Here is a 22,718-nt window from a genome sequence, read left to right as displayed (position 1 = left end):
TAAGAAGAAAAATGTGGCTGATAGAACCTTTTAAGAGAAACAATCTGCATGCAGTATCCGAAATCGGCCATCCCCCTTAAAGCACTTATATATTAAGTAAAAAGAGGCGCATCACTGCGCCTCTTTTCCTTATCCATTTTTTTAGTATGGGCTTGTTGCTGTTAGGGTGAATGGTACGTTCGCGCCTGTATAGAGACCGACGTAGACGTATTTCGTTCCACCTGGAATGACGCCTGATTCGTTCGCCCCAGAAGTTGCTACGCCACCGATCAACTCAAAGTTCTTGTTGTAGAAGTACACATCATAATCGTAATCTGCTGCGCTCTCTGCACCTTCCAACGTGAAGTTGTGAATGCCATCTCCATATTGCTCAGGGAGAGTGACGACATATCCATCTGCCCCCTGGGATGCAGGCTCAGGATTTTGCGTCGTGACGAATTCGTTCTCTGTCACTGCGAGAGTTGCTGGTACGCCAGCCAAACTTCCGATACCTGTTCCAGCATTACCAGCTGTTACTGAACCTTCTGCTACAAACGGCTCTTCTGGCTCAATCAACACTGGCTCGACCTTCGCTTTTTTATTCGCAAATGCTTGGATATCTGCTACTTGGACGTAACCTTTAGAGTTGTCTTGCGCATCGTGAGCGATGAACTTCAAGTACTTCGCTTTCACAGGCTCAGCCAGGTCATATCCGCGATAGTGCAAGTCAGCGACTGTTGGACGTGGCTTCGCTTCCTCAAACTTCTCACGTACGACCGTCGTCCAGTTCTCACCGTCTTCAGATACTTGGACGCTGAAGTTTTTCAATGTAGCGAAACGGGACTTCGAAACATCCTTCATCGCACTTACCTGGATATGAGAAACATCAACAGCTTTATCTCCAGCTAGATCGACAACGAACTCAGATCCTTTGAATCCGTTCTCTTGTGTATCAGTCGCATAAACACTTGCTTCTGTATCGTCAATCGTGAACTTGACCGGGTTGCTGTCGGACTCACCAGAAACGCTTTTGATGGAAGCGCCGTTGAAGGAAGAAGCGACGTTCGGCTCAAGCTTGAACTTCAGCTTGTTCTTCTTACCTGGCTCAATCTTCACGTCACGAATCGTGCGAGAACCGTAACCGCGTGCTTGAATCGTTATGTCATACGTACCTTCGACCATGTACGTTGCAAAACCACCACTGTCAGTAGTTGTAGAAACCGGAGTCGTACGTGCTTCAAATTCACCAATCATAATGCGAGCGTCTTCAATCGGCTTGTTCGTCGCGCTGTTGATGACCTTACCGACGAGCTGGCCGTTATGCTGACCATCCGGATGGTTGAATCCAGGAATCGGATCCGTGTCATCTCCGCCGTTCGAGAACGCGTCAGCACCAAGACCACGTTGAGCGAATGCTGTCCAGAGTGCGTCATAGTGTGCACCGTCATAGCGTTCGAAGTCAGCCGCGATGATTGCTGTTCTCATATCTTCCATCGATGGATCCGGAACAGAAATCGGCATCGCATCCATCACAAGATGTTCCGCAATGGATTCGCCTTCACTTTTACCATACGTAGCAATGAGGTTCTCTCTAACATGCCATAAAATCGCAGCCCAGATATCTCCGTCCGAGTGAACTTCCGGTCCGCCGACGTCATAACCGACATCACCATAGTTGTAAGGCGCTTCATCTAGTGAATAACTTCGGATCCCGCGCTCTTCGTTGCCTGTTACATAAGCACCGACAACTGGCTTCTCTTCCTTACCATTCTTAATGAGGTAATGCATACCGAACCAATCACCCCAACCTTCGCCCATGGAACCGGATTGATGGCTACCAAGTGCTTCTCCACCTGCTACATAACGGTTGGAAAGGGCATGGGAGTATTCATGATAGATGATTCCTGCATCATAGTCACCATCTGCATATTCGCCTTCAAACGCGCCAGGAATCGGCTCCCAAAGGAACATTCCGCTCCATGCTGGAATGCCATCCGGCAACGTCAGCATGTAGGCATTGTCACGACCAGTATAAGTAGGAGCGCCACCAGAAACAGCACCTGCTTGGACAAGTCCTAGAATCGGGTCGCCTTCTAGACCGCCTTTACCGAAATTGGATACCTGCATGTTTCCTGCCGGCTCTGTCCATCCAAGATTATAGAAGTAATCATGGAACAGATTGTGATGGTAAAAGAGGTTGGTCGTTGCACTGTGGACATCCTCTGCGTATGAAGGAGGCACTGTCGCACCTTGGGTCTCTTGCCATGCATTGTTGAAGTTGTATTTGAACTTACCAGTCGGAGCGACAGGGCGTACCGCTTCGTCCGCTGGCACGAGGAAGTTACTCCAGTTCGCGTAAGAGTTCGCATTGTTACCGAACGTCGTCACACCTAAGTTCGTACCTGGCGTCAACCATCCGTAAGGGGAGGCATTCGGGTCACCTTTGAACGATTTCACGACCTGCGTTCCGCCTTGTTTGGCACCAGGATAGTTTTCGAAGATCAATCCTTCAGGGTCTGTCAGATAGTCGACGAGTGAACGCTTGTAAAGCTCTTCACCTGTTTCCGCGTCGATGACCATTTCATAGCCTTCGTTCAGCTCTTCAATAAAGAGGACGCGGTATGCCGGTCGGACGCCATCCTTCGTAATGAACGTCGCTTTCTTCACGCGTTGTTTCGATGGAAGCACGTCGCCACCGTCAAATACGTCCCAGCCTTTTTCGGTTCCTGTCAATTTAGGTGTATATTGCAAGCTCTTCGCTTCAAGGTCGATCGCTTTATTCAAAGCGTCCGTTGAAGATAAGACGAAATCCCCTTTAAGCGACTTCGAGCGGCTTGAATTTCCTGTTACGGATAAAATTTTCCCTTCCTTGTTGACCGCAACGATGATTCTTCCACCGTACACGGACTCGATGCCGTCAAACGTCTGTTGGAACGTCACCGGATGAAGCCCTGTGTCTTTCATCGCGTAGTCCCGGATTACTTTCAACGAGTCGATTTCAGAAGCAGATAACCCGAAAAGGGCAGCGTTGTCTTTCAACCAGTCGCGCGCTACGGTTTCCGCATTCTTGTTGGATGCCCCTGTGAGGTATCCTTTCTCTTTTACAATGGTAGAAGGTGTTCCGAACAAGCTGTTCCACTTAATCTTCGTACCGGCACCGACTTCCTGGATCAGTGCGTTCGCAGCATCGAGCTGCAGGTTCGTCGGCACGACCTGATTGAGGACATTCCGTACATCGTAATGTTCTGAATGATCATGTTCATGTAAGATGTTCTCTACGTTCGGTCCAGCGGTCGTCTCAGCGTTTCCACCGGAACCTATGAGAACTTGACCGGCCAGCAAACTGACGCTCAGCGCGGTAAGGATTCCTGTTTTCTTCACGTATAGTTCCTCCCCATTTAATTAGCATTACTAGCCTTTTTCGCCAGTATATCGGCGTTCCCTCCCCTTCATGCTACAAATACTGACAACAGTCTATAGGGTTTATTTGTTAGCACTACAGACCGCTACTACCAAAGATATACCGGGCATAGTCCGTCTTGTTAAGAAAGGACTAGTTGGCCGTTCGGGCAGGGATATGTCGGGTTTCCGCGAAATAGGTTTTGATCAGAAAAAGAGGGGGAGTACGATGTTGTCTTTTCCAGCACCGTCAACGAGAGAAGAGAAGTTCGAAATGATCGAGTACGTGAAGGATCGCATGCTTCAACTGCATGGAGACAAGGTTGTAGCAGTTGGCGTTTACGGCTCTATCGGATTTGAAAAAGAAGGTGTATATTCCGATATCGAGATGCACATCGTTTCTGAAGATGGCTACGAGATTGAGGGACATGAATTCATATATGGAAAGTTCAAGATGGAGCTCTACACGTCGCAACGCTCCGAGCTGTTGGAACGGGCTTCCGAAGTGAGTGACAACTGGCCGGTGAAGGCGGGATCTTTTGTTCAGATCAAGCCGGTTTACGATCGGGACGGCTTTTTTGAAGAAGTGAAGAAGCGGCCGATGTCCGTGTCAGATACTGCAATACGCGACGTGATGAGGGAGTTCATGATTTGGGAACCGTATGAGACGATGGGAAAAATGAGGAACAATTATGAGAGCGGAAATCTCGACTACATACCCGTCGGAGCACGGGATTTCGCGTGGCAAACAGCAAAGCTGATTGGCCTAGCGAACAAGCAGTATTACACGACTCGTGCCGAGACCTTTGAAGAATCGCTACGGATAGAAGCGAAGCCGGTAGGATACGAAGCATTGGCGCGTAAAGTAATGAGTGGGGATATGAGAGACCGAGCCGAAGTGTATGAACTATGTGAAGCACTCTGGACCGGGCTGAACGACTGGTTCGATGAGCTAGGTATTGAATATCGAGTGGAGCAGTTGCCGTTTTGATTGGAGATCCGCTCGTTTTGGATTATAAATTCTGGATTTGGATTATAATTACCGAGTTTGGATTATAATTTCGGATTTTGGATTATAACTTCCGAATCTGGATTATAATTTCTGAAACCGGCTTATATTCAAGTACCTGACCTTCACCAATAAGGAAAAAGTCAAGTCCACGTGGACTCGACTTCTTTTTTCCTATTTTTACTGTCTGAACTGCGGGGGTTGTTGTGATGGTGCGAAGCTGCTCAGCATTTGGTTCATGTCTTGTTGCGCAAGTTGTGGTACTTGATAGTAGTGACGCTTATTTTGATACAAGAAGATTTCATACGCCATCTCGATAAAATTCGGTACGCTGTCAGCAATGACGCGGCGCAACACCGGGTTCGTCATTTCAAGAGCTGTCATCGCAAACAAACTTCCAGTCGATTTCAGCAATCCGAGCATATATCCAGATACGCCCTGGTCGTTCACTTGGTTTGCAGAAGTGAACGGCTTTTTCGGTTGCCCCGGTGTGAGTCCGTAAACCGTATTGTTGTTCTGATGCATCTTATAGACGCGTGTAGAGTGGGACGGCTTCTCGCCCGTCGAGAACGCTTCAACGATTGTATTGTAAAGGTCGTTGATGAAAGCGTGCTGACGATATAAAATCGTGCGAAGCTCTTGGTCCTTGATGTACTGATCGTAAATCAAATATTGATCCAACACACTGATGATCGAAGCGAGAACCTCGTGACTATCGAACATCTCGTGCCCGCCATGATTCATGTTCGCTGGCGTCGGTGCAGGGTTCGGCTGGAATCCAGGTTGTGCATTCCCTTGTGGAGGCATCGCCCCGCCTTGGGGAGCACCGAACTGATTCATTCTAGGTTGTTGCGGCTGCATGCCTTGTTGCTGCATCCCTTGTGGTTGTTGGCCGCCACCTTGGTTCATTGGATTATTCATCTCTTTTCCTCCTATACAAATCTTGCTACGTAGTTAGTGTTTCAATTGTGGAGGAAATCATGTATCGATTGTGGAAGAAGGAAGAAAGAGAAGGGAGTAATTGAAACCATGCTAACGGAACAGTTGAAAGAATTGAAAGAGATGACAGATAATGAAATCGACAGAATGGACAAAGTGGATCTCGTCCAAAGAATGCTGGCTTCCATCGGTGATCAAGATCCAGAGTTAAGGGATCATCTCATTTACACCAACTTCGCCAAGCTCATCACAGAACAACACCTGACAACGCCTTTCATGGCAGACATCCTCGACATCTGTATGGATGACGACCACCTTTTTTATCGTATAGGTGATAAAGAGACCGACGCTGTCTTCACGAGGTCTTTTTCAGCTCTCGTCGTTGCACTCATTTTAAATGAAGACGTGAAAGGGCGGTTCCTTTCAGAAGCAAAAGCGGTAGAAGCTTGCGAAAATGCTGTCCGCTACCTGTTAGAAGAACAAGACCTCAGAGGATTTGAGGAGGAAAAAGGGTGGGCACATGCAGTAGCGCACGGAGCTGACCTACTCGCCGTTGCTGTCCAACATCCGGCTGTAAAAAAGGAAAGCTTTTATCCGAAAGCGTTGGATACTCTTAAACACTGCATCCTTCGCGAAAACGGCGTCTACACGAATGAAGAGGACGAGCGTTTGCTCATGGTCATCCACTACATGTTCCAAAGAGGAATGGACCCATCCTTATTGGAAAAATGGGTGGATTCGATTTGGACGGAACTTCAAGACAAGAAGGAGCATGGCTGGTCCAACGAATATTTTCATATGCGTAGGAACATCACGACTTTCCTTAAGTCCTTGTACTTCCTGCCAGCCTTAATAGAATCAGCCCCGGATTGCAGGGAAAAGATTGTAGCCTACATAACGAACGACCTGAAAAGCCTCTACCAACTATAAAAGAACGGCAAGGGATGAATGCCCTTGCCGTTTTTCTATTCATTCACGCTTTTCTTCCGATCAAAATGAACCGTAATCGGTTTGAAATCTTTTTTCGTGGGAACCTTGTTAGTCCGATCTAGAGGCTTTCTCTTCACCTTAGGAGCTTTCACGACATGACCATACTCCTGCTCAAACCCCATAAGGGTCATCTTTGCCGCTAAAATCGTCACTGTGAAAAAGAGCACTGGAATACCAGTAATCCACGGATGACCAGCCCAGATGAACTCCCACCAAAAACCGAGCAATCCAGACCATTCATTGGACAAGGAATATTCCCTATTCACCCAATACATGTCTTTCTCCACATCAAACCCTCCGAAGAAAATCCTCAGCAACCCAAGGTGGGCAAGCAACAGCAAGACCTGAATCAGCTCTCGCAAATAAATCATGAAGAATTGAGGGACCAGGTAAGGCATCAAGTGTTTCCGGACCAATTGCCATTTACCTGCACCTAGCACCTTAACGCCTTCAATGAATTCCTTTTTCATAATTCGGTCTGTCTCATTCATTACTAGGACGGAAATCGTCGGAATTGCAATGGCAGTAAAAACGGTGACGAACAACAAGTAATTATCGAAGAATTGAGGATTTTCGCCACCAAACCGTCTTTCATAAAGCATCACCCAAACTAAGATGAAGTAAGCAAGCAGTGTTGCTGGAAAATAGTTCGTTGCATCCACAACCGATGCAATCCACTTTTTCCATTTCGGTACATACATCCCGAGCAACACACCGATTACAGAAGAGAAAAACAGTCTTAGGAAGGCAACGACAAAGGCGATCCCAAGTGTATATTTTGTCCCGATTAACATGAGAGTGAAAATATCCCTCCCAAAGTGATCCGTTCCCATTGGAAAATGATCCAACGGTCCATATGGATGCTTCAAGAGTTCGCCACTTTTATCATAAAGCAGCCTCACGTATGGAATATGATCATTCGTAAAGAAATAATACCCAACACTAGCCATGAACAATCCAAAGATAAACAGTGAACCAATCATGAACATCGGATTTCTCAATAAACGGAACATCAACGTCATATGACCACCTCTTTTCCAGTCGAACGATGGATGACGAGCTTGATCGCCAACAGGATCAGGAACACGGGTATGTAAAAGAGAATCAGGCTAAGTGCAATTACATCGGTCTGATTGTAAGTCAGTATGTACTTCGTGAGACCACTGATATTGAAAAGCCTTTCCAAGATGATCAGGTTCGACAGCATGATCCAGATGATCGCTTTCGAATGGCTCATGATTCCGATAATCGCATTTCGGAAAATGTGTCGGAGGAAAAGCCTGTTGGCCTGCAGCCCTTTACTCGTCGCAAACTCCACGTACAATTGTTCATTCTCTTCCATCGTCATGAACAACGACACTTTGAAAAAGAACAGGGTCGGTAAGAGCGACAGAACGAGGATCGGCACGAAGTACACCTCTTCAAATCCACCTGCAATCGGAAACAGGAGTATTTCTGTTTTCTTGAAAAACCAGATGATGAAAAATTGCACCACAAAAATAACGAAGATGTCTGGTAATGCTTCTAATAAGGAGAGTACTTTTGCAATCTTGCCCACTGTCCTTTTCGAAAAGAACGAGGTCACATACGTCAAAAGAAGACCACCGATCATTGAAACGATCAATGACACCAGGAAAATCTTCATGGAGTAGAAATAATACTCCCAGAACACTGGGAACACCGCATACTTTTTATCACTCCAGTTGTAGAAATCCTGTCCAAACTTGAAGCTGTAAATATCTTTATAGACCTTCATTTCACCTGGATTTAAGAGTGATACGATGGTATTTTTCAAATAACCCAGGTAGGTTGATAAACTGAAGTCAAACCCGTACATCGTCATCCCTAGAAAAGAAGAAATCGCAACAATCCCCACTATAACGGCAATGAATCGTACAAAACTACTCGAAATTGCTTTAAACAAATGACCACCATCCCATAAACATTCCTTTACAAGTAAAGACGAAATACATCCGGCTTGGATGGAAAAAATCAGGAAATACCTGATCCTAAATAGTAAAAATAGTACAATTAGCTAAAAACCGTTTGCCGCAACTTTTAAGAGGGAATCGCACATGTATGTAATGTTGATTACATAATTTTTCTGGATGTATAAAGGAGGACTTCTTCATGAGTGATGATCGTAAAGAGTTTCAAAACAAGAAAGACGAACAGCTCGAACAACATCGTGTCGATGATAAAGATAAACATCTGACCACCAACCAAGGTTTAAAGGTCTCCAACGATGAACATTCCCTCAAAGCAGGGGTACGTGGACCGACATTGATGGAGGACTTCCATTTCCGTGAAAAAATGACGCACTTCGACCATGAGCGTATTCCAGAGCGAATCGTCCATGCCCGTGGATTCTCAGCTCACGGCGAATTCGAAGTATATGAGTCCATGAAAGAATATACGAAAGCGAACTTCCTTGCTGACCCATCTGTGAAAACCCCGGTATTCGTCCGTTTTTCCACAGTCGCAGGGTCCAAAGGTTCATTTGATACAGCACGTGACGCACGTGGATTTGCAACGAAATTTTACACGCAAGAAGGGAATTTCGACCTAGTCGGAAACAACATACCAGTCTTTTTCATCCAGGATGCAGTCAAGTTCCCTGACCTTGTCCATGCGGTCAAAGCAGAACCACACCATGGCATGCCACAAGCTGCATCCGCTCATGATACGTTCTGGGATTTCGTCGCGAACAACCAGGAGTCCGCACACATGGTCATGTGGACAATGTCCGACCGCGCCATTCCAAGAAGTCTCCGTATGATGGAAGGATTCGGCGTCCACACATTCCGATTCGTAAATGAAGAAGGGAAAGCCCACTTCGTCAAATTCCACTGGAAACCGATTCTTGGGACACACGGTCTCGTCTGGGACGAAGCACAGAAAATCTCTGGTAAAAATCCGGACTTCCATCGTGCAGACCTTTACGAGTCCATTGAAAACGGTGACTATCCCGAATACGAATTAGGCGTTCAAATTATTGCTGAAGAAGACGAATTCAAATACGATTTCGATGTCCTTGATCCGACGAAACTGTGGCCGGAAGAAGAGGTACCGGTCAAAATCATCGGTAAAATGACGCTCAACCGAAATGTGGATAACGTGTTTGCTGAAAATGAGCAGGTGGCGTTCCACCCGGGTCACGTCGTACCAGGAATCGACTTTTCCAATGATCCATTGTTGCAAGGCCGTTTGTTCTCTTACACGGATACGCAAATTTCCCGACTCGGAGGACCGAATTTCCACGAGATTCCGGTCAACAAGCCTGTCTGCCCGTTCCACAACAACCAACGTGATGGTATGCACCGCCAGACGATCAATACGGGTCAAGTCAGCTATCACAAAAACTCGTTAGCTGATAACACACCGAGCCCAGCAAGCGAAGAAGAGGGCGGATACAAGCATTATCAGGAAAAAGTGGAAGGTCATAAAATCCGTGCGAGAAGTGAAAGCTTCGAGGACTTCTTCTCACAAGCGAAGCTTTTCTGGAACAGTATGAGTGAAGTGGAGAAGGATCACATCAAGAAGGCGTTCAGCTTCGAGCTTGGAAAAGTGGAAAGTAAATCCGTCCAGCAGCAAGTCGTCAACATGTTTGCGAAAGTCAGCTCAGAACTAGTAACGGAAGTAGCTGACAACATCGGTGTAGACCGGCCGGAAGGCGGAGAAATCGATTATACGAAATCTTCGCCAGCGTTAAGCATGGAAAAGACGACAAAAACAGCAAAGTCACGTAAAATCGGAGTGATTGTCGGTGATGGATTTAACGGTGTGGATGTGACGCATATTCTTCGGGAGTTCAAAGCGGAAGGTGCGATGCCGGAAATCATCAGCAGTAAGCTGGGGACGTTGAATGGCTCGGACGACAAAACGCTCGAAGTCGACCACACATTCTTGACCGCTGATTCCGTCCTGTTTGATGCGATCTATGTCGTGGGAGGAAAGAACATCGATAAAGAGTTCGAACAACATGCATACAATTTCGCTGAAGAAGCCTTCAGCCATTTCAAACCGATTGGTGCAACCCATGAAGGGAAAGAGTTGATTGAAACTTATAAAGATCAAATTGGAGTCGTCATGGAGGATGACGTTAATGTATTCGCAGACAAATTCATTGATGCTGTCGCGGCTCACCGTCATTGGAAACGACAACTTGTAAACGTGTAAAGTGTGATTGAAGAGACTGGACTGAAGCGATTGGAGCTTCGGTTCAGTCTATTTTGATGGTTTCTCGGCATTTCAGGGTGTATTCTGTTCATTCTGAGGGATATTCTGTTCACTTCAGGGTGTATTCTGTTCATTCTGGAGGATATTCTGTTCATTTCAGAGCATTTTCTGGTCATTCTGAGCATGTATTACATCAATTAGGATGATAGACCTACTCCCTGTAACATAAAATGAGGACCCAACAAAGATGACGTTCCAAATCGTCACCTCGGTCAGCTCCTCACTCTTTTTTACGATTTGATAGGGGGAATCATCGTATCATGGATATACTTCGGTGCTGGGGTAAGGCTCGGTGCCGGGCCATACGAAACAGGTTGTGAGTATTTGAATTGTCCTTTTCCATCCATACTTGGACCGCTCGCCCATCGACCTTTCTTACTTTCTTCACCTTCTGAAAGGTTGTAAAGGGTGTAGGAGACTTCCTGCTTTTCGAGTTTCCTCGGGAAAGTGGAGGGCACAACGATATCATTCTCCCGTTGTTCGAGTTCGTAAAGCGCGGCGTACCATTGGTTTTGATGTGCAGTGTCACGTGCTATCATGAACGATAATGTATCTTTGACACCTTGATCAGTCGCCATTTCGTAAAGTCTCACAGCTTGTAATCGTCCTTGTGACTCCGCAGTCAAGTTCGCTCTGAAGTCCGCCATCAAATTTCCGCTCGCCCCGATATAGGATGCCGTCCACCGGTTTCCGACACTGTCGACTGGCATCGCTCCCAAACCGCTCACGATTGCATGCTGAGGATTCATGCCGCCCATCGCAGCAGCTACTACCGGATTGCTCTTGTATGCCGCTTCTTGATCTTTAACTGGAGCGTTATCCAACAACCGGGCGATCATGGTTGCGAGCATCTCCACGTGAGCCATTTCCTCCGTTCCCATATCAAGACAAAGGTCCCGGTATTTTTTGTCCGCTCTACCGTTGAAACCCTGGAATAAGTATTGCATCATGACGGAAATTTCACCATATTGTCCGCCCAATATCTCTTGGAGTTGTTTGGCGAAGATCGGGTCTGGACGTTCAGGCTTTGCATCATATTGGAGTTCCTTGATGTGATAGAACATTCGCATTCTCCTTTTACAATTCATCAACCTTAACCTATGAGAAACGCGAATGTCCTGTGCTAGTTCAACTTAGTGGACTCTTTTTTGCATGAAGGTAGAAGGGATGTCCTTCAGGAAACTTGGGTAGTCGAATGAGACCGCGATCTGATGCTTGTTGAAATCCGGAGAGGTTTCGTAGCGCAAGTCCACGATACTCTGACCGAAAGCTTCTCCAGGAGCTACTACGATTTTGACTGGTAAGTTAACTGTCTTCACTTTGTTTTTGTTTAATAAGTACCAAATCGGAAGGACGTCATGCAAAGGGCTTCCTGTTATGCCAGGATTTTTTCCAAGATAAAATTGGTAGTAAAAATCGAGCAGTGGTTTGATGACGAGACCTAGAGGATCTTTAGTCGAAGCATGAAACGTATTGATCTGGTTCACTTGAGCAGGGGGAAGGATGGCGTAGGTAGTTACATTCAATGGGAAGATCGTCATGTTCTTTGCATTTAGCATGACAAGGTTAGCTGCATAAGGATCACCGTAAAAATTCGCTTCCGCAACGGATGTCACATTACCAGGAAAAAAGAATGTCCCGCCCATGATGACATACTCCTTGATCTGTTTCATCAGTTCTACTTCAAAAATGAAAGCAGTAGCCAAGGAAGAGAGTCTTCCGATATTCACAACCGTAAGATCATCAATGTGTTCTCTAATAATCTTCTTTACATCATTTAGTGGATGAACAGGGTAATCGATAATTGGGGTGGTGATTGGTCCCAAACCTTCTTTCCCATGGACTTCAGGATAATAAACGAGTGGAATACCAGTCAATGGACTGGTTGCCCCTTCAAAAACCGGAATATCTCCATGTCCCGAGAGATATTTGATATAATTCACATTCCTCAACACTTTCTCTCTAGAAACGTTCCCATAATCAGCAACAATTCCCAAGATCTCGATTCCAGGGTTAAATAACATATAAATGAGGGCAATCGTATCATCAATTCCAAAATCCGCAAAAAGCAGTACTTTTTTCATTCTCCATCACCTGCCATTTAGTACACCTTATGATTTTAGATGATATAAAAGTATAGAGATTCTTCTGGAATAATATAATGAAGTATTTGTATACCAATATATGGAATATAGTAGTGTGGAGTAGATTGCTATTCATGGGGGTGATCCTGTGAAAAATGTGTTGTTGTTCGGGGATCCTGGAATTGATGATTCATTAGCGCTGATTTATGCCATCTTACATCCAGATATCAATTTAGTCGGAGTTGTAGCTTGTTATGGAAACATCGAAAAGCAACAAGCCGTCCGAAATGTTCGGTACCTTCTGGAAATTAGCGGTGTTCAAGACGTACCCGTCATACGAGGGGCAGAAGGACCGTTGAACGGTGATTTCACGGTTTTCTATCCTGAGATTCACGGACCTGAAGGATTAGGACCAATCCAGCCAAATGAGTCAATTCCTCCTGAATTCAACTCCTATGAGGAGATCTTTGAAATCGTGAATCAGTTCGAAGGTGACCTCACAGTCGTCAATCTTGGGAGGAACTCTTCATTATCGATGGCGCTGATTTTAGAACCGGATATCATGGAGAATGTCTCTTCTTTTTACCTGATGGGAGGGGCTTTCTTCGTACCTGGAAACGTAACACCTCTGGCGGAAGCAAACATTCATGGCGATCCGATTGCCGCTCGAAATATCCTTCACAAAGCAAAGAACACAACACTGTTTCCACTCAACGTGACGAATTATGCATATGTGACGGATGCCATGGCCGCACTCATACAGCAGAATGCAAGAAATGTTTACCGGGAGCTTACTCCGAAAATCATCCGTTACTATATCAACGCTTATCAGAAATTGCATCCAGGCATCCCAGGTGCAGCTCTTCATGATGTGCTTACATTAATGGGGCTGACGAATCCCAATGTATGTCAATATGTAACGAAAACCGTGGATGTTCAGACTTCTGGACCTTCAAAGGGACAAACGATTGCCGATTTCCGCAATCCTCCTGAACCGCAAAAAGGAAACCCAATCCGTATAGCGATTCAATTGAATTACAACCTGTTCTACCAGGATTTTTTAAAAACGATGACGAGGTCCCAAACCGTCGGGTGAAACAGACAAAGGTCAGTGAAATGTAAAAAAGAGAGGACCTCGAACGAAGTCCTCCCAACTCAATCATGCATTTCCTACTTTTTCAACATGTTCCTCATTCGGTTGTTGTTCCGTTGACCGGATATCCTCATCCTCTTCCGGTGAAGTTTTCTTGACGAAGAAGGACAAGATCAAGCCGATGAATGACAGGATGGTAATCACCATGAAGGCAACATTCACACCATGGATATCCGGGCTAGGAATTGACGGCTGTTGTTGCGCAGATAGTGCCGTCGAGGTCATGACAGTGACCAGAATCGCCGTCCCGACAGATGCTGCAATCTGCCGCATCGTATTGCTCATTGCGGTACCATGTGGGATCAAATGCCGTGGCAACTGATTCAGTCCGGCTGTCGTAACCGGCATCATCACCATGGACAGCCCGAACATCCGGATTGCGTACAGAATGGTAAGGGTCCAGATGGTCGTTGTCGTATCGAGAAAGGAAAAAGCCAATGTGGCACCCGTTATGATGGTCAAGCCTACAATCGATAACAACCGCGCGCCGATCCGGTCGAATATCCGACCTGTAATCGGGGACATAAATCCGGTTATGACCGCCCCCGGTAAAAGAACTAGGCCTGACTCAAATGCGGTAAAATCCCTCATGTTTTGCATATAAAGGGGGATCAGCGTTTCCGCACCAATCAGTCCAAGGAAAAGGATCATCGCAATGACCGTCGTTATGGTAAACGTCTTATATTTAAACACTCTGAACTCAAGCATCGGATGGTGCATGCGTAATTGTCGTACAGTGAAGATGGATAACGCTACGATTCCGATGACCAGAACGACGATCGTTCTCGCACTATCCCATCCGTAATTACCTGCACTCGTGAATCCGTAAAGCAGTCCCCCGAATCCGATAGAAGAAAGGATGATCGAAACAGGATCGACTTTCGGATAAGACAGCTCTGTTACGTTTTTCAAAATGAAATGCGCAACGATGATGATCATGATCGCGAGCGGTAAGATGAGCCAGAACAATAAGCGCCAGCTGTAATTGGCTGTGACCCACCCCGATAAAGCAGGACCGATGGCTGGTGCAAACGAGATGACCAGTCCGATATACCCCATTGCAGCGCCACGCTTATTGACCGGGAAGATCATCAGGAATACGGTTTGCATCAATGGCAGCATCACACCAGCACCGGCGGATTGGACGATCCTTCCTAATAGTAAAAAACTGAAGTTGGGGGCCACTCCACCGATGACCGTTCCTACAGTGAAAATCCCCATTGCTGCCATGAACAATTGTCTCGTTGTGAAACGTTCGATCAAGAAAGCGCTGACGGGTATCATGATGCCGTTGACCAGCATGAAGACAGTCGTCAACCACTGCCCGGTATTCGCAGTGATGTTCATTTCTTCCATGATCGGAGGTATGGCAGTGATCATCAATGTTTGATTCAGGATCGTAATAAAGGATCCCGCTAACAACAAGGCTGCAATCAACACTCTACTATACGATTGAGATGACATGGAGCAGCATCCTTTCTAAGATGTGTATATGTTGAATTGCAAAGTGCAATCGATCTTCTACTAACGACAGAATTATACTCCTTCAAAGACCTCCCAGACAAACATGTTGTTTGTGAACGCATTCTCAAACTGTGAAAAATCATATTTCCTTTGATAGAAAAATAGAGTAGGATAGCTAGAAAAATTGAGATCGGGGACAGGGGATTAAGAATGGATCTTATACTTTTCTTAAAAGCATTGTTGTTAGGGATGGTAGAAGGGCTGACAGAGTTTGCGCCGATTTCATCGACAGGGCACATGATCATTGTGGATGACATGTGGCTGCAGTCGAAAGATTTTCTCACCAAATACGTCGCGAACACGTTCAAAGTCGTCATCCAGCTAGGATCGATCCTTGCCGTCGTAGTCGTCTTCTGGAAAAGACTGCTGAATCTAATCGGATTGAAAAAGGAGACAAACAGTGCGCCTAAGGGAGAACGTTTGAAACTGTCCCAGGTTATCGTAGGATTACTTCCGGCAGGTGTTTTAGGGGTTCTTTTCGAAGACTTCATAGATGAGCATTTGTTTTCCACAGAAACGGTATTGATCGGACTTGTCCTCGGAGCATTTCTGATGATTTTTGCAGATTGGTCGGGAGGGAAGAGCACGACCACAGAGACGGTCGACCAAATTACGTACAAGCAAGCTTTTACAGTGGGGCTAATCCAGTGCTTTTCGTTATGGCCCGGTTTTTCGCGCTCAGGCTCGACGATTTCAGGCGGAGTACTTGTCGGTATGAGCCACAGGGCTGCCGCTGATTTTACCTTTATCATGGCGGTGCCAATCATGGCTGGAGCAAGTCTCTTATCCTTGGTGAAAAACTGGCAGTACTTCACGATGGACGCATTGCCGTTCTTTATCGTCGGTTTCGTAAGTGCGTTCATTTTCGCCTTGCTATCGATTCAATTTTTCCTGAGCGTCATCGGTAAAATCAAACTGATCCCATTCGCAATCTATCGGATTGTGCTCGCTCTGGTCATTTATTCCGTTTTTTTTAACTAATCCGTATAATTTGAGTCCCATCAATCGTTATACATACTGAAAGCCGAATTTAAGGAGGAATCTATGAATTCTACAGAAAAAGAGCAACAAAGTTTAGCAGAGAAACAACGCGAACTGAAAGCAGAGTTTAATACGTTGATTCAGGACTCGAAAAAAGGACTCTGGAAATACTGCCGTCATCTTACTGGATCTCCTTGGGATGGTGAAGATCTATTCCAAGAAACGGTGATGAAAGCTTTTGGTAGTTTTTATCAACGTTGGCATCCTACCAATCCGAAATCCTATCTATATCGCATTGCAACCAACACGTGGATTGACCATTGCAGACGGGAAAAGCGCTTTGTCGGTCATTTAGAAGAGGAAGATGTTCCGTCAGAGGATTTTTCAGATGATTTAGACATGGAAGAAGCGCTACGTTATCTAGCAGATCGATTTTCTCCACGCCAAACGGCCGTATTCCTTCTCATGGAAGTGTTTTCTTTTACAGCAAAAGAAGTTGCTGGAATCGTCCGAACGACACCCGGTGCGGTTTATGCAGCGGTTCGACGTATGAAAGAGAAGCTGAAAAATCAGCCAAGTACACAAGGTAGAGAGGCATTACAAAACAATGAAAAGAATCCTATACATCCTCTTATTAAAACGTATTTGAAAGCCTTGAATGAAGGAGATCTACAAGGTGTTTTGGATTTGATCAGTGATGAGGCACATAACGAAGCTACGCTTGGATTCCAGGAGTTCTCTAAGGATGAGATGCGTTCAGGTTCCATGCAGTTTGGTTTACCTGGTTATCGAGCAGAACTGGAGACACTATGGGGAAGAGATGTCATCGTCATTTATTATGACAGTGAAACGGGTCCTCAAATCCATGACATTCAATATCAAGAAGTCGAAAATCATAAAATTGTTTACCATAAGAGTTTTTATTTCCGGAAGGAATTGCTTATCGCTGCAGCAGAAGAATTAGGTTGCGAACCCCAAATGGACAAGTTTCCAGAAACATGGGCTGATTAGGACGTAATATAATTCCATCTCCCCATTCATACACTTTTCATATGGACTTGAAAAGGGGATGAACCGCTTGGCTATTGGTATTATGAGTGCGCTCGTCGAGGAAATCGCCTATCTTTTGGAAAAGATGGAGGTCAAGCAGAAGGAAACGATTGCTCAGAAACATTTCTACATCGGCACAATTGATAAAGAGGATGTCATCCTTTGCTATTCAGGCATCGGGAAAGTGAATGCATCCATGACGACCCAGCTTCTAATCGATCACTTTCATGTCCGGTTTGTCATCGTTGCGGGAACCGCTGGTCTTTTGAATCCGGTTTTGAAAACAGGGGACATCGTCGTATCGGAGGATGCGGTCGAATACGATGTGGATTTCACTCCACTCGGTTATCCACCTGGTGAAATCCCAGGGCTGCCCTTAGCGTATCAAGCAAATCCGCTTTTAGTGAAAGTGGCACTTCAAGCAGGAAAAGGCATGAAAGGGATAAAAGTGAAGAAAGGCAGAATCTTATCTGGAGATCAGTTTATTGCAAGCGACAAAGAAAAAGAGGAATTAAGGGAAATGTTCAAAGGCGACGCAGTTGAAGCTGAAGGTGCTGCGGTCGGTGAAGTTTGTTATTTGAATAAAATCCCCTTTGTCGTGGTAAGGGTGATTTCAGATGATGCAGATGCCAATGCTCCAACCGATTTCCAAGAACTTTTGGAAGAAGTCGCAATTCATGCCCAACTGCTTGTTTTAAGAATGTTGAAAGGAATTAAAGCGCTTAAGGCGAAGAATAAGAAATAACAAGACCAATCTCGCAAAGATGAGATTGGTTTTTTATTCGCACTCAGTTTTTTGAAAGACGAGGTGTAAGTCGATGAACACGAAGAAATTTTGGATGACAGCCCTATTTCTCCTTCTACTTCTTACCGGATGCAGCGGGCCTGGAGAGGAACAAGAAATCATCATCGGGGATGAAGATGCTCCTGCAACAGAGGAAGAGGATCAAAGTTGACTCCTTATACGACTTAGGATGTATTTTAGTTAAATGGGAACATTTGTTCTTGTTAAAAATTTGAATATGTATTATGATGGAATTGAAATGCCCACTTAAAATTGAGGAGAGTGTTCAAAAATGAAACAGACAATACCTTATCTCGTATTCAATGGTCAGGCTAAAGAAGCACTTGAGTATTACAAGGACATTTTTGGTGGCGAAGTGACGGATCTTCAAACGTTCGGAGAGGCAGATTTCCCTACACCTCCTGAAGCCGACGAAATGGTTTTACATGCACGATTCAAAAAAGGTGATTTATTTTTCATGGTGTCTGATACATTTCCTGGACAGGAAGTGGAAAGAGGAACCAACATTTCTTTGACTCTAGAAATGGAGAGCGAAGAACAAATTCAATCCCTTTATGAGAAGTTAAGTGAGAAAGGGAAGGTCGCAATGGAGCTACAAGATATGTTCTGGGGTGCGAAATATGCAAAAGTAGTGGATGCTTATGGCTTCACTTGGGATCTGAACTACCCTACAGAATAATGGATACATGAAAAAATCCCGCTCATTCAAGCGGGATTTTCTTATATTAATTCGTTTGATCTGCCAATTTCACTAATACGTGGGACATATGCTGGCGTTCTTCTTCGTTCGCTACATTCCATAACTCGTTCAGTACCTTTTCTTCACGGTTACGAGGCTCTTCGTGCTTCGCTAAGTAATCGGCAACACGTTTTGCGCCAGTTGCAAGTCCTTCATCACTTAACCCAAGCTTTTCACCTTTACTCACTTGGTCACCTAAGTAATCTTTAAAGTTCTGGAAGTTATCCAGGATTTCTTCTTTCTTTTCCTGGTTCAATTCAGCTGCAGCATTTTTTGGATCTTTCATCTTATCCACTCCTTTTGCTGTATTAATATACTAATACCACATAGAGTAGATGTTAAACATTTGAAGAACGATGATCTACATAACATCAAGCTGCTTCTTTGGTTGAAACCGTGTGCTTTCGACCCACTCCATTTACGACCACAACCCCTATGATGGCAACTAGACCGCCTATGAGCGATATGGTGCTTGGCCACTCTTTTAGCCAAACCCAAGCGGTGACAATTGCAATGACTGGTTCAACGTAAAGCATGCTCGTCACTGTGCTCGCTCTACCGAGTGAAAGAGCGGTAGCCCAAGTGACATAAGCGACTGCGGCCGGAAAGATACCTGTATAGAGAGCTGCCAGATTGGCTTCCAGAGTCGCCTGCTGAATATCTTGCATTAAACCTGGCGAGAAAATCAGAAAAGGGATTGTACCTGCCCATGTAAAATATGCTGTTAATTCTATAGGCGTATAACGTTTGTGAAGAGGTTGTTGGAACACGAAAAATATGGAGGTAGCAATGGCTGCCATCAATACCAGCACAGCACCGATTGAAATGGAAAAAGACGCTCCTGAGGTACCGACCGTAATCAGGATGACACCGAGAAATCCAATCGATAATCCGGTCCATCCGGCTTTACCAAGGCGTTCTTTCATGAAAAGAACCGCGATGAGCGCTGTGAAGATCGGTGTAGAACCGATCAGCATGCCAGCACTGCCTGCCGTAATGGTCAGTTCCCCAAACGTAACTCCGATATTGTAAAGAGTGATCCCGACAAAGCCGAGCAGAAATATTTTGATGAGATCCTTTTTATGAGGAATCCGGATGCGAATGCCCGGCACTAAAGCAAGGGCAATAAAAATAGCCGATGCGATTGCATATCGACTTAGAACAAGATGACCTGCGGTATATCCGCCATGCAGACTGGCGCGGATTGCGGCAAAGGTTGAACCCCAAATGATGACGGTTGTGAGAGCCATCAAAAATGCTTTCATGTTCATATTGAATTCCCCCTCTATCTATTGATCTAAGCCAAACTTAACACTTTACTGCACTGAAGTAAATGGTGGGAGATAATCTATTTTTCATATAAAAAGCCCTAGCAGAAATAGGCTCTGCTAGGACTGAATCTTCATTATTTCAAGCATTCTTCAATGACTCGGATGACATCTGTTCCTTGAGAGGGGGTAGCAGGTAGGGAAGCGCCGTTTCGAATCGCTTTTGCCAACTGAGTGTAGTAGGATTCATAGCTTCCGATTTCCGTCATGATCCGTTTACCCTCTGGATATTCGTCATTCGTCAAGATGCCATACGTTTGTTCCTGATCCAATCCCCAGCCGGTTTCACCAGGCATCATTCCATCACGTAATTGACCTTCCTGAGGATCCATTCCGTATTTCACGAAGCTTCCTTTCGTTCCATGGACCTGAAACTTCGGTCCAGGCGAACGGACAAGTGCACTCGAGTGAAGGATGACCTGTAGTGGATCGTAATCGAGGCGGATGTGGAAATAATCATCTACCGTTGCTTCCTCGCGCTGTGCTTTTACATCCGCACTGACACTTTTGAAATCAGTGCCGAACAACATCAATGCCTGATCGATCAGATGTGAACCGAGATCATAAAGGATACCGCCACCAGGCACTGGTTTCTCACGCCAACGATCGCGGACGTCAGGTCGGAAACGGTCGAAATGAGCCTCATAGCTCATAATCTCACCTAGCGCACCTTCATCGATCATCTTTTTGACAGTGAGGAAATCGTTGTCCCAGCGACGATTGTGATAAGGGCTCAAGACGAGTCCTTTCTCTTCTGCCAACCGTTGCAATGCTTCTCCTTCCTCGGAGTGGACGACGAAAGGTTTTTCAATGACAACATGTTTACCGGCTTCTAACGCCTTTTTTCCTAATGAAAAATGATGCTCGTTCGGAGCCGTGATGACGACGAGTTCCACATCATCAGATTGGATGATTTCTTCTGCAGTAGGAACAACCTCTACGTCATCCATGTCTTCGTATACATGATCTGGTTTTGATGTGGAGATGAGTGCTAATTCATATTGTGGAAGGGTTCTGAAAAAGGGTGCGTGGAACACTTTTCCTGACAGCCCGTATCCAATCAATCCTACTTGTACTGGCTTCATAATCAAGACTCCAATCTAAGGAAAAATTTTCACGTCTCCACTGTAGCACACTATTTCGCCATCAACCCAGTATAAAGTGCTTCAAGCAACTTTCCTTTCCTGTCGTGACTCAATTCCCAGATCATTGCGCCTGCTAAGCCGTTGTCATGAATATAGTCGGTCTTGAACCCGATGGATTCAGGGTCTTCATAACTGATGAATGAGGATGTTCCATTCCAGAGATAAGGCACTTTCGTTTCGGGATCCAGGTGTCGCTTATAGCCGTTCTGATTGATATAACTTTTTTCTAGCGTATCGTATGTGAGACTGCCGCCATCGACGACAAACGGTTGATGAAGGCCTTTGTTCAATGGTGTAATTGCATCATACTTCCGACCGTAAAAAGGAACACCAAGAACGAGTTTGTCTTTTGGTACACCAGCTTCCGCATACACTTTTACCGTATCATCAGCACTCCATTTATTCGGAGGATTGCCTGAAGAGGTATAGAGCGGTGCATTGTGTCCAGTCTTTTGATACCACTGCCCATTGATGTCATAGGTCATCAAGTTGACGAAGTCCAAATGAGTCGCAAGCTTGTCCATTTCCGTGTTTTTCAGGAAACTGGTCCCAGCAGTACCTGCAATCGTCAGGATATACTGTTCTCCAGTCTTCTGTTCAAGTGCATCGAGTTGACTGCGCGTCTCTTTGATCAGCAAGGTGAAATTCTCTTTATCTTCTGGTCTATGTTTGTTATTTGGAGCACCACCATTCACAGGGTACTCCCAATCAATATCTACACCGTCAAATCCATGCTTTTGAATGAATGAGACTGCACTTTCTGCAAACTTTTCCCGGGCTGATGGGGTTGCAGCTGCGTCTGAAAAGTTCTCTGAATAGCTCCAACCACCAACGGAAATCAGCGTTTGAAGGTTTGGATTGTCCAGTTTCAATTGCTTGAGCTGCTGGAAGTTCGTCGGATCGACTTCCGGGTCGCCAATCACTACTTTTCCGCCGTCAGAAACGTCAGCGAAAGCATAATTCAAGTGTGTCAGTTTGCTAGCTTTGATGTCTTTCGCTTCATAACCCGAATATGCACCCCAGCCACCATAATAACCGACCACTTTTTTAGTAGAACTGTTGGTGGCGTTCACTTCTTTCGGACCAACGTTACTTGATTTCGTCTGCAGACTGTTATTAATGATTTTATTCGTCACCTCGTTTGCACCAGGGCTTTTGAATACACTGACCATTCCTGCAATTAGGATAATGATCAATCCGAATCCGAGCCAACCTTTTAACTTCATAACGCTCACTCCCCATGACGTATGTAAATCCTCTTCTCATAGAATACGAGAGTAGTTGGGGAAGTCCAAGGGTTCAGAAGGAATTGAAGACTAGTACATTATGGAAAACGAATTACTATAAAGAAATA

Annotated in this window: 20 protein-coding genes; 9 read left to right on the top strand and 11 right to left on the bottom strand. The window is 45.3% G+C overall.

Going from position 1 to position 22,718, the window contains the following annotated elements; genetic code table 11:
* Positions 1–141 precede the first annotated feature (141 nt).
* Complete coding sequence (locus ACXQIQ_RS08040) at positions 142–3,360, bottom strand: M36 family metallopeptidase (protein WP_439299281.1); 3,219 nt, start codon at positions 3,358–3,360, stop codon at positions 142–144.
* Positions 3,361–3,607: 247 nt separating this feature from the next.
* On the opposite strand from ACXQIQ_RS08040, the gene ACXQIQ_RS08035 reads away from it, so the two are divergent.
* Entirely contained in the window at positions 3,608–4,369 is a 762-nt protein-coding gene (locus ACXQIQ_RS08035) for a kanamycin nucleotidyltransferase C-terminal domain-containing protein (RefSeq protein WP_439299282.1), read from the top strand.
* Between the two features lie 198 nt (positions 4,370–4,567).
* Here the strand turns inward: ACXQIQ_RS08035 and ACXQIQ_RS08030 are convergent, their stop codons facing one another.
* Entirely contained in the window at positions 4,568–5,194 is a 627-nt protein-coding gene (locus ACXQIQ_RS08030) for a spore coat protein (protein ID WP_439301914.1), read from the bottom strand.
* Positions 5,195–5,416: 222 nt separating this feature from the next.
* Between ACXQIQ_RS08030 and ACXQIQ_RS08025 the strand changes: the two genes are divergently transcribed.
* On the top strand, positions 5,417–6,256 hold the full coding sequence (locus ACXQIQ_RS08025; protein ID WP_439299283.1) for a DUF2785 domain-containing protein: 840 nt from the start codon (positions 5,417–5,419) through the stop codon (positions 6,254–6,256).
* Between the two features lie 35 nt (positions 6,257–6,291).
* Here the strand turns inward: ACXQIQ_RS08025 and ACXQIQ_RS08020 are convergent, their stop codons facing one another.
* Both ACXQIQ_RS08020 and ACXQIQ_RS08015 read right to left on the bottom strand, forming a co-directional pair.
* Positions 6,292–7,338: an ABC transporter permease subunit gene (locus ACXQIQ_RS08020; RefSeq protein WP_439299284.1), complete on the bottom strand. Its 1,047-nt coding sequence runs from the start codon at positions 7,336–7,338 to the stop codon at positions 6,292–6,294.
* On the bottom strand, positions 7,335–8,240 hold the full coding sequence (locus tag ACXQIQ_RS08015; RefSeq protein WP_439299285.1) for an ABC transporter permease subunit: 906 nt from the start codon (positions 8,238–8,240) through the stop codon (positions 7,335–7,337). The genes ACXQIQ_RS08020 and ACXQIQ_RS08015 overlap by 4 nt, the downstream gene beginning before the upstream one ends.
* Positions 8,241–8,446: 206 nt before the next feature.
* On the opposite strand from ACXQIQ_RS08015, the gene ACXQIQ_RS08010 reads away from it, so the two are divergent.
* The gene (locus ACXQIQ_RS08010; protein WP_439299286.1) at positions 8,447–10,495 is read left to right on the top strand and encodes a catalase; all 2,049 of its coding nucleotides are present in this window, start codon (positions 8,447–8,449) and stop codon (positions 10,493–10,495) included.
* A 290-nt stretch (positions 10,496–10,785) separates the two neighbouring features.
* On the opposite strand, the gene ACXQIQ_RS08005 is transcribed toward ACXQIQ_RS08010, so the two are convergent.
* Positions 10,786–11,619 carry a manganese catalase gene (locus tag ACXQIQ_RS08005; RefSeq protein WP_439299287.1) on the bottom strand — a complete coding sequence of 278 codons (834 nt, stop codon included), beginning with the start codon at positions 11,617–11,619 and terminating at the stop codon, positions 10,786–10,788.
* 69 nt (positions 11,620–11,688) lie between these two features.
* A complete protein-coding gene (locus tag ACXQIQ_RS08000; protein WP_439299288.1) occupies positions 11,689–12,639 on the bottom strand; it encodes a nucleoside hydrolase in 951 nt (316 codons plus the stop codon).
* A 148-nt stretch (positions 12,640–12,787) separates the two neighbouring features.
* Here ACXQIQ_RS08000 and ACXQIQ_RS07995 point away from each other — a divergent pair, with 148 nt between their 5' ends.
* On the top strand, positions 12,788–13,735 hold the full coding sequence (locus tag ACXQIQ_RS07995; RefSeq protein ID WP_439299289.1) for a nucleoside hydrolase: 948 nt from the start codon (positions 12,788–12,790) through the stop codon (positions 13,733–13,735).
* Positions 13,736–13,798: 63 nt separating this feature from the next.
* Here ACXQIQ_RS07995 and ACXQIQ_RS07990 read toward each other — a convergent pair whose 3' ends face one another.
* Positions 13,799–15,256, bottom strand: a complete 1,458-nt coding sequence (locus ACXQIQ_RS07990; RefSeq protein WP_439299290.1) for an MDR family MFS transporter — start codon at positions 15,254–15,256, stop codon at positions 13,799–13,801.
* A gap of 210 nt (positions 15,257–15,466) precedes the next feature.
* Here ACXQIQ_RS07990 and ACXQIQ_RS07985 point away from each other — a divergent pair, with 210 nt between their 5' ends.
* The 5 genes from ACXQIQ_RS07985 (at position 15,467) to ACXQIQ_RS07965 (ending at position 18,831) form a co-directional block, all read left to right on the top strand.
* Complete coding sequence (locus tag ACXQIQ_RS07985; RefSeq protein WP_439299291.1) at positions 15,467–16,297, top strand: undecaprenyl-diphosphate phosphatase; 831 nt, start codon at positions 15,467–15,469, stop codon at positions 16,295–16,297.
* A gap of 63 nt (positions 16,298–16,360) precedes the next feature.
* A complete protein-coding gene (locus ACXQIQ_RS07980) occupies positions 16,361–17,308 on the top strand; it encodes a sigma-70 family RNA polymerase sigma factor (RefSeq protein WP_439299292.1) in 948 nt (315 codons plus the stop codon).
* A gap of 67 nt (positions 17,309–17,375) precedes the next feature.
* Positions 17,376–18,092 carry a 5'-methylthioadenosine/adenosylhomocysteine nucleosidase gene (locus ACXQIQ_RS07975; protein WP_439299293.1) on the top strand — a complete coding sequence of 239 codons (717 nt, stop codon included), beginning with the start codon at positions 17,376–17,378 and terminating at the stop codon, positions 18,090–18,092.
* Between the two features lie 73 nt (positions 18,093–18,165).
* Entirely contained in the window at positions 18,166–18,303 is a 138-nt protein-coding gene (locus tag ACXQIQ_RS07970) for a hypothetical protein (protein WP_439299294.1), read from the top strand.
* A gap of 120 nt (positions 18,304–18,423) precedes the next feature.
* Positions 18,424–18,831, top strand: a complete 408-nt coding sequence (locus tag ACXQIQ_RS07965; RefSeq protein ID WP_439299295.1) for a VOC family protein — start codon at positions 18,424–18,426, stop codon at positions 18,829–18,831.
* 46 nt (positions 18,832–18,877) lie between these two features.
* Here ACXQIQ_RS07965 and ACXQIQ_RS07960 read toward each other — a convergent pair whose 3' ends face one another.
* The 4 genes from ACXQIQ_RS07960 to ACXQIQ_RS07945 form a co-directional block, all read right to left on the bottom strand.
* On the bottom strand, positions 18,878–19,177 hold the full coding sequence (locus tag ACXQIQ_RS07960; protein ID WP_439299296.1) for a DUF3243 domain-containing protein: 300 nt from the start codon (positions 19,175–19,177) through the stop codon (positions 18,878–18,880).
* Positions 19,178–19,262: 85 nt separating this feature from the next.
* On the bottom strand, positions 19,263–20,162 hold the full coding sequence (locus ACXQIQ_RS07955; RefSeq protein ID WP_439299297.1) for a DMT family transporter: 900 nt from the start codon (positions 20,160–20,162) through the stop codon (positions 19,263–19,265).
* 134 nt (positions 20,163–20,296) lie between these two features.
* Positions 20,297–21,304: an oxidoreductase gene (locus tag ACXQIQ_RS07950; RefSeq protein WP_439299298.1), complete on the bottom strand. Its 1,008-nt coding sequence runs from the start codon at positions 21,302–21,304 to the stop codon at positions 20,297–20,299.
* A 50-nt stretch (positions 21,305–21,354) separates the two neighbouring features.
* Positions 21,355–22,590 carry a glycoside hydrolase family 18 protein gene (locus ACXQIQ_RS07945; protein ID WP_439299299.1) on the bottom strand — a complete coding sequence of 412 codons (1,236 nt, stop codon included), beginning with the start codon at positions 22,588–22,590 and terminating at the stop codon, positions 21,355–21,357.
* Positions 22,591–22,718: the final 128 nt, after the last annotated feature.

It is taken from the genome of Pseudalkalibacillus sp. Hm43 (assembly GCF_054170705.1).
This window is presented reverse-complemented; position numbering and strand designations above follow the sequence as displayed.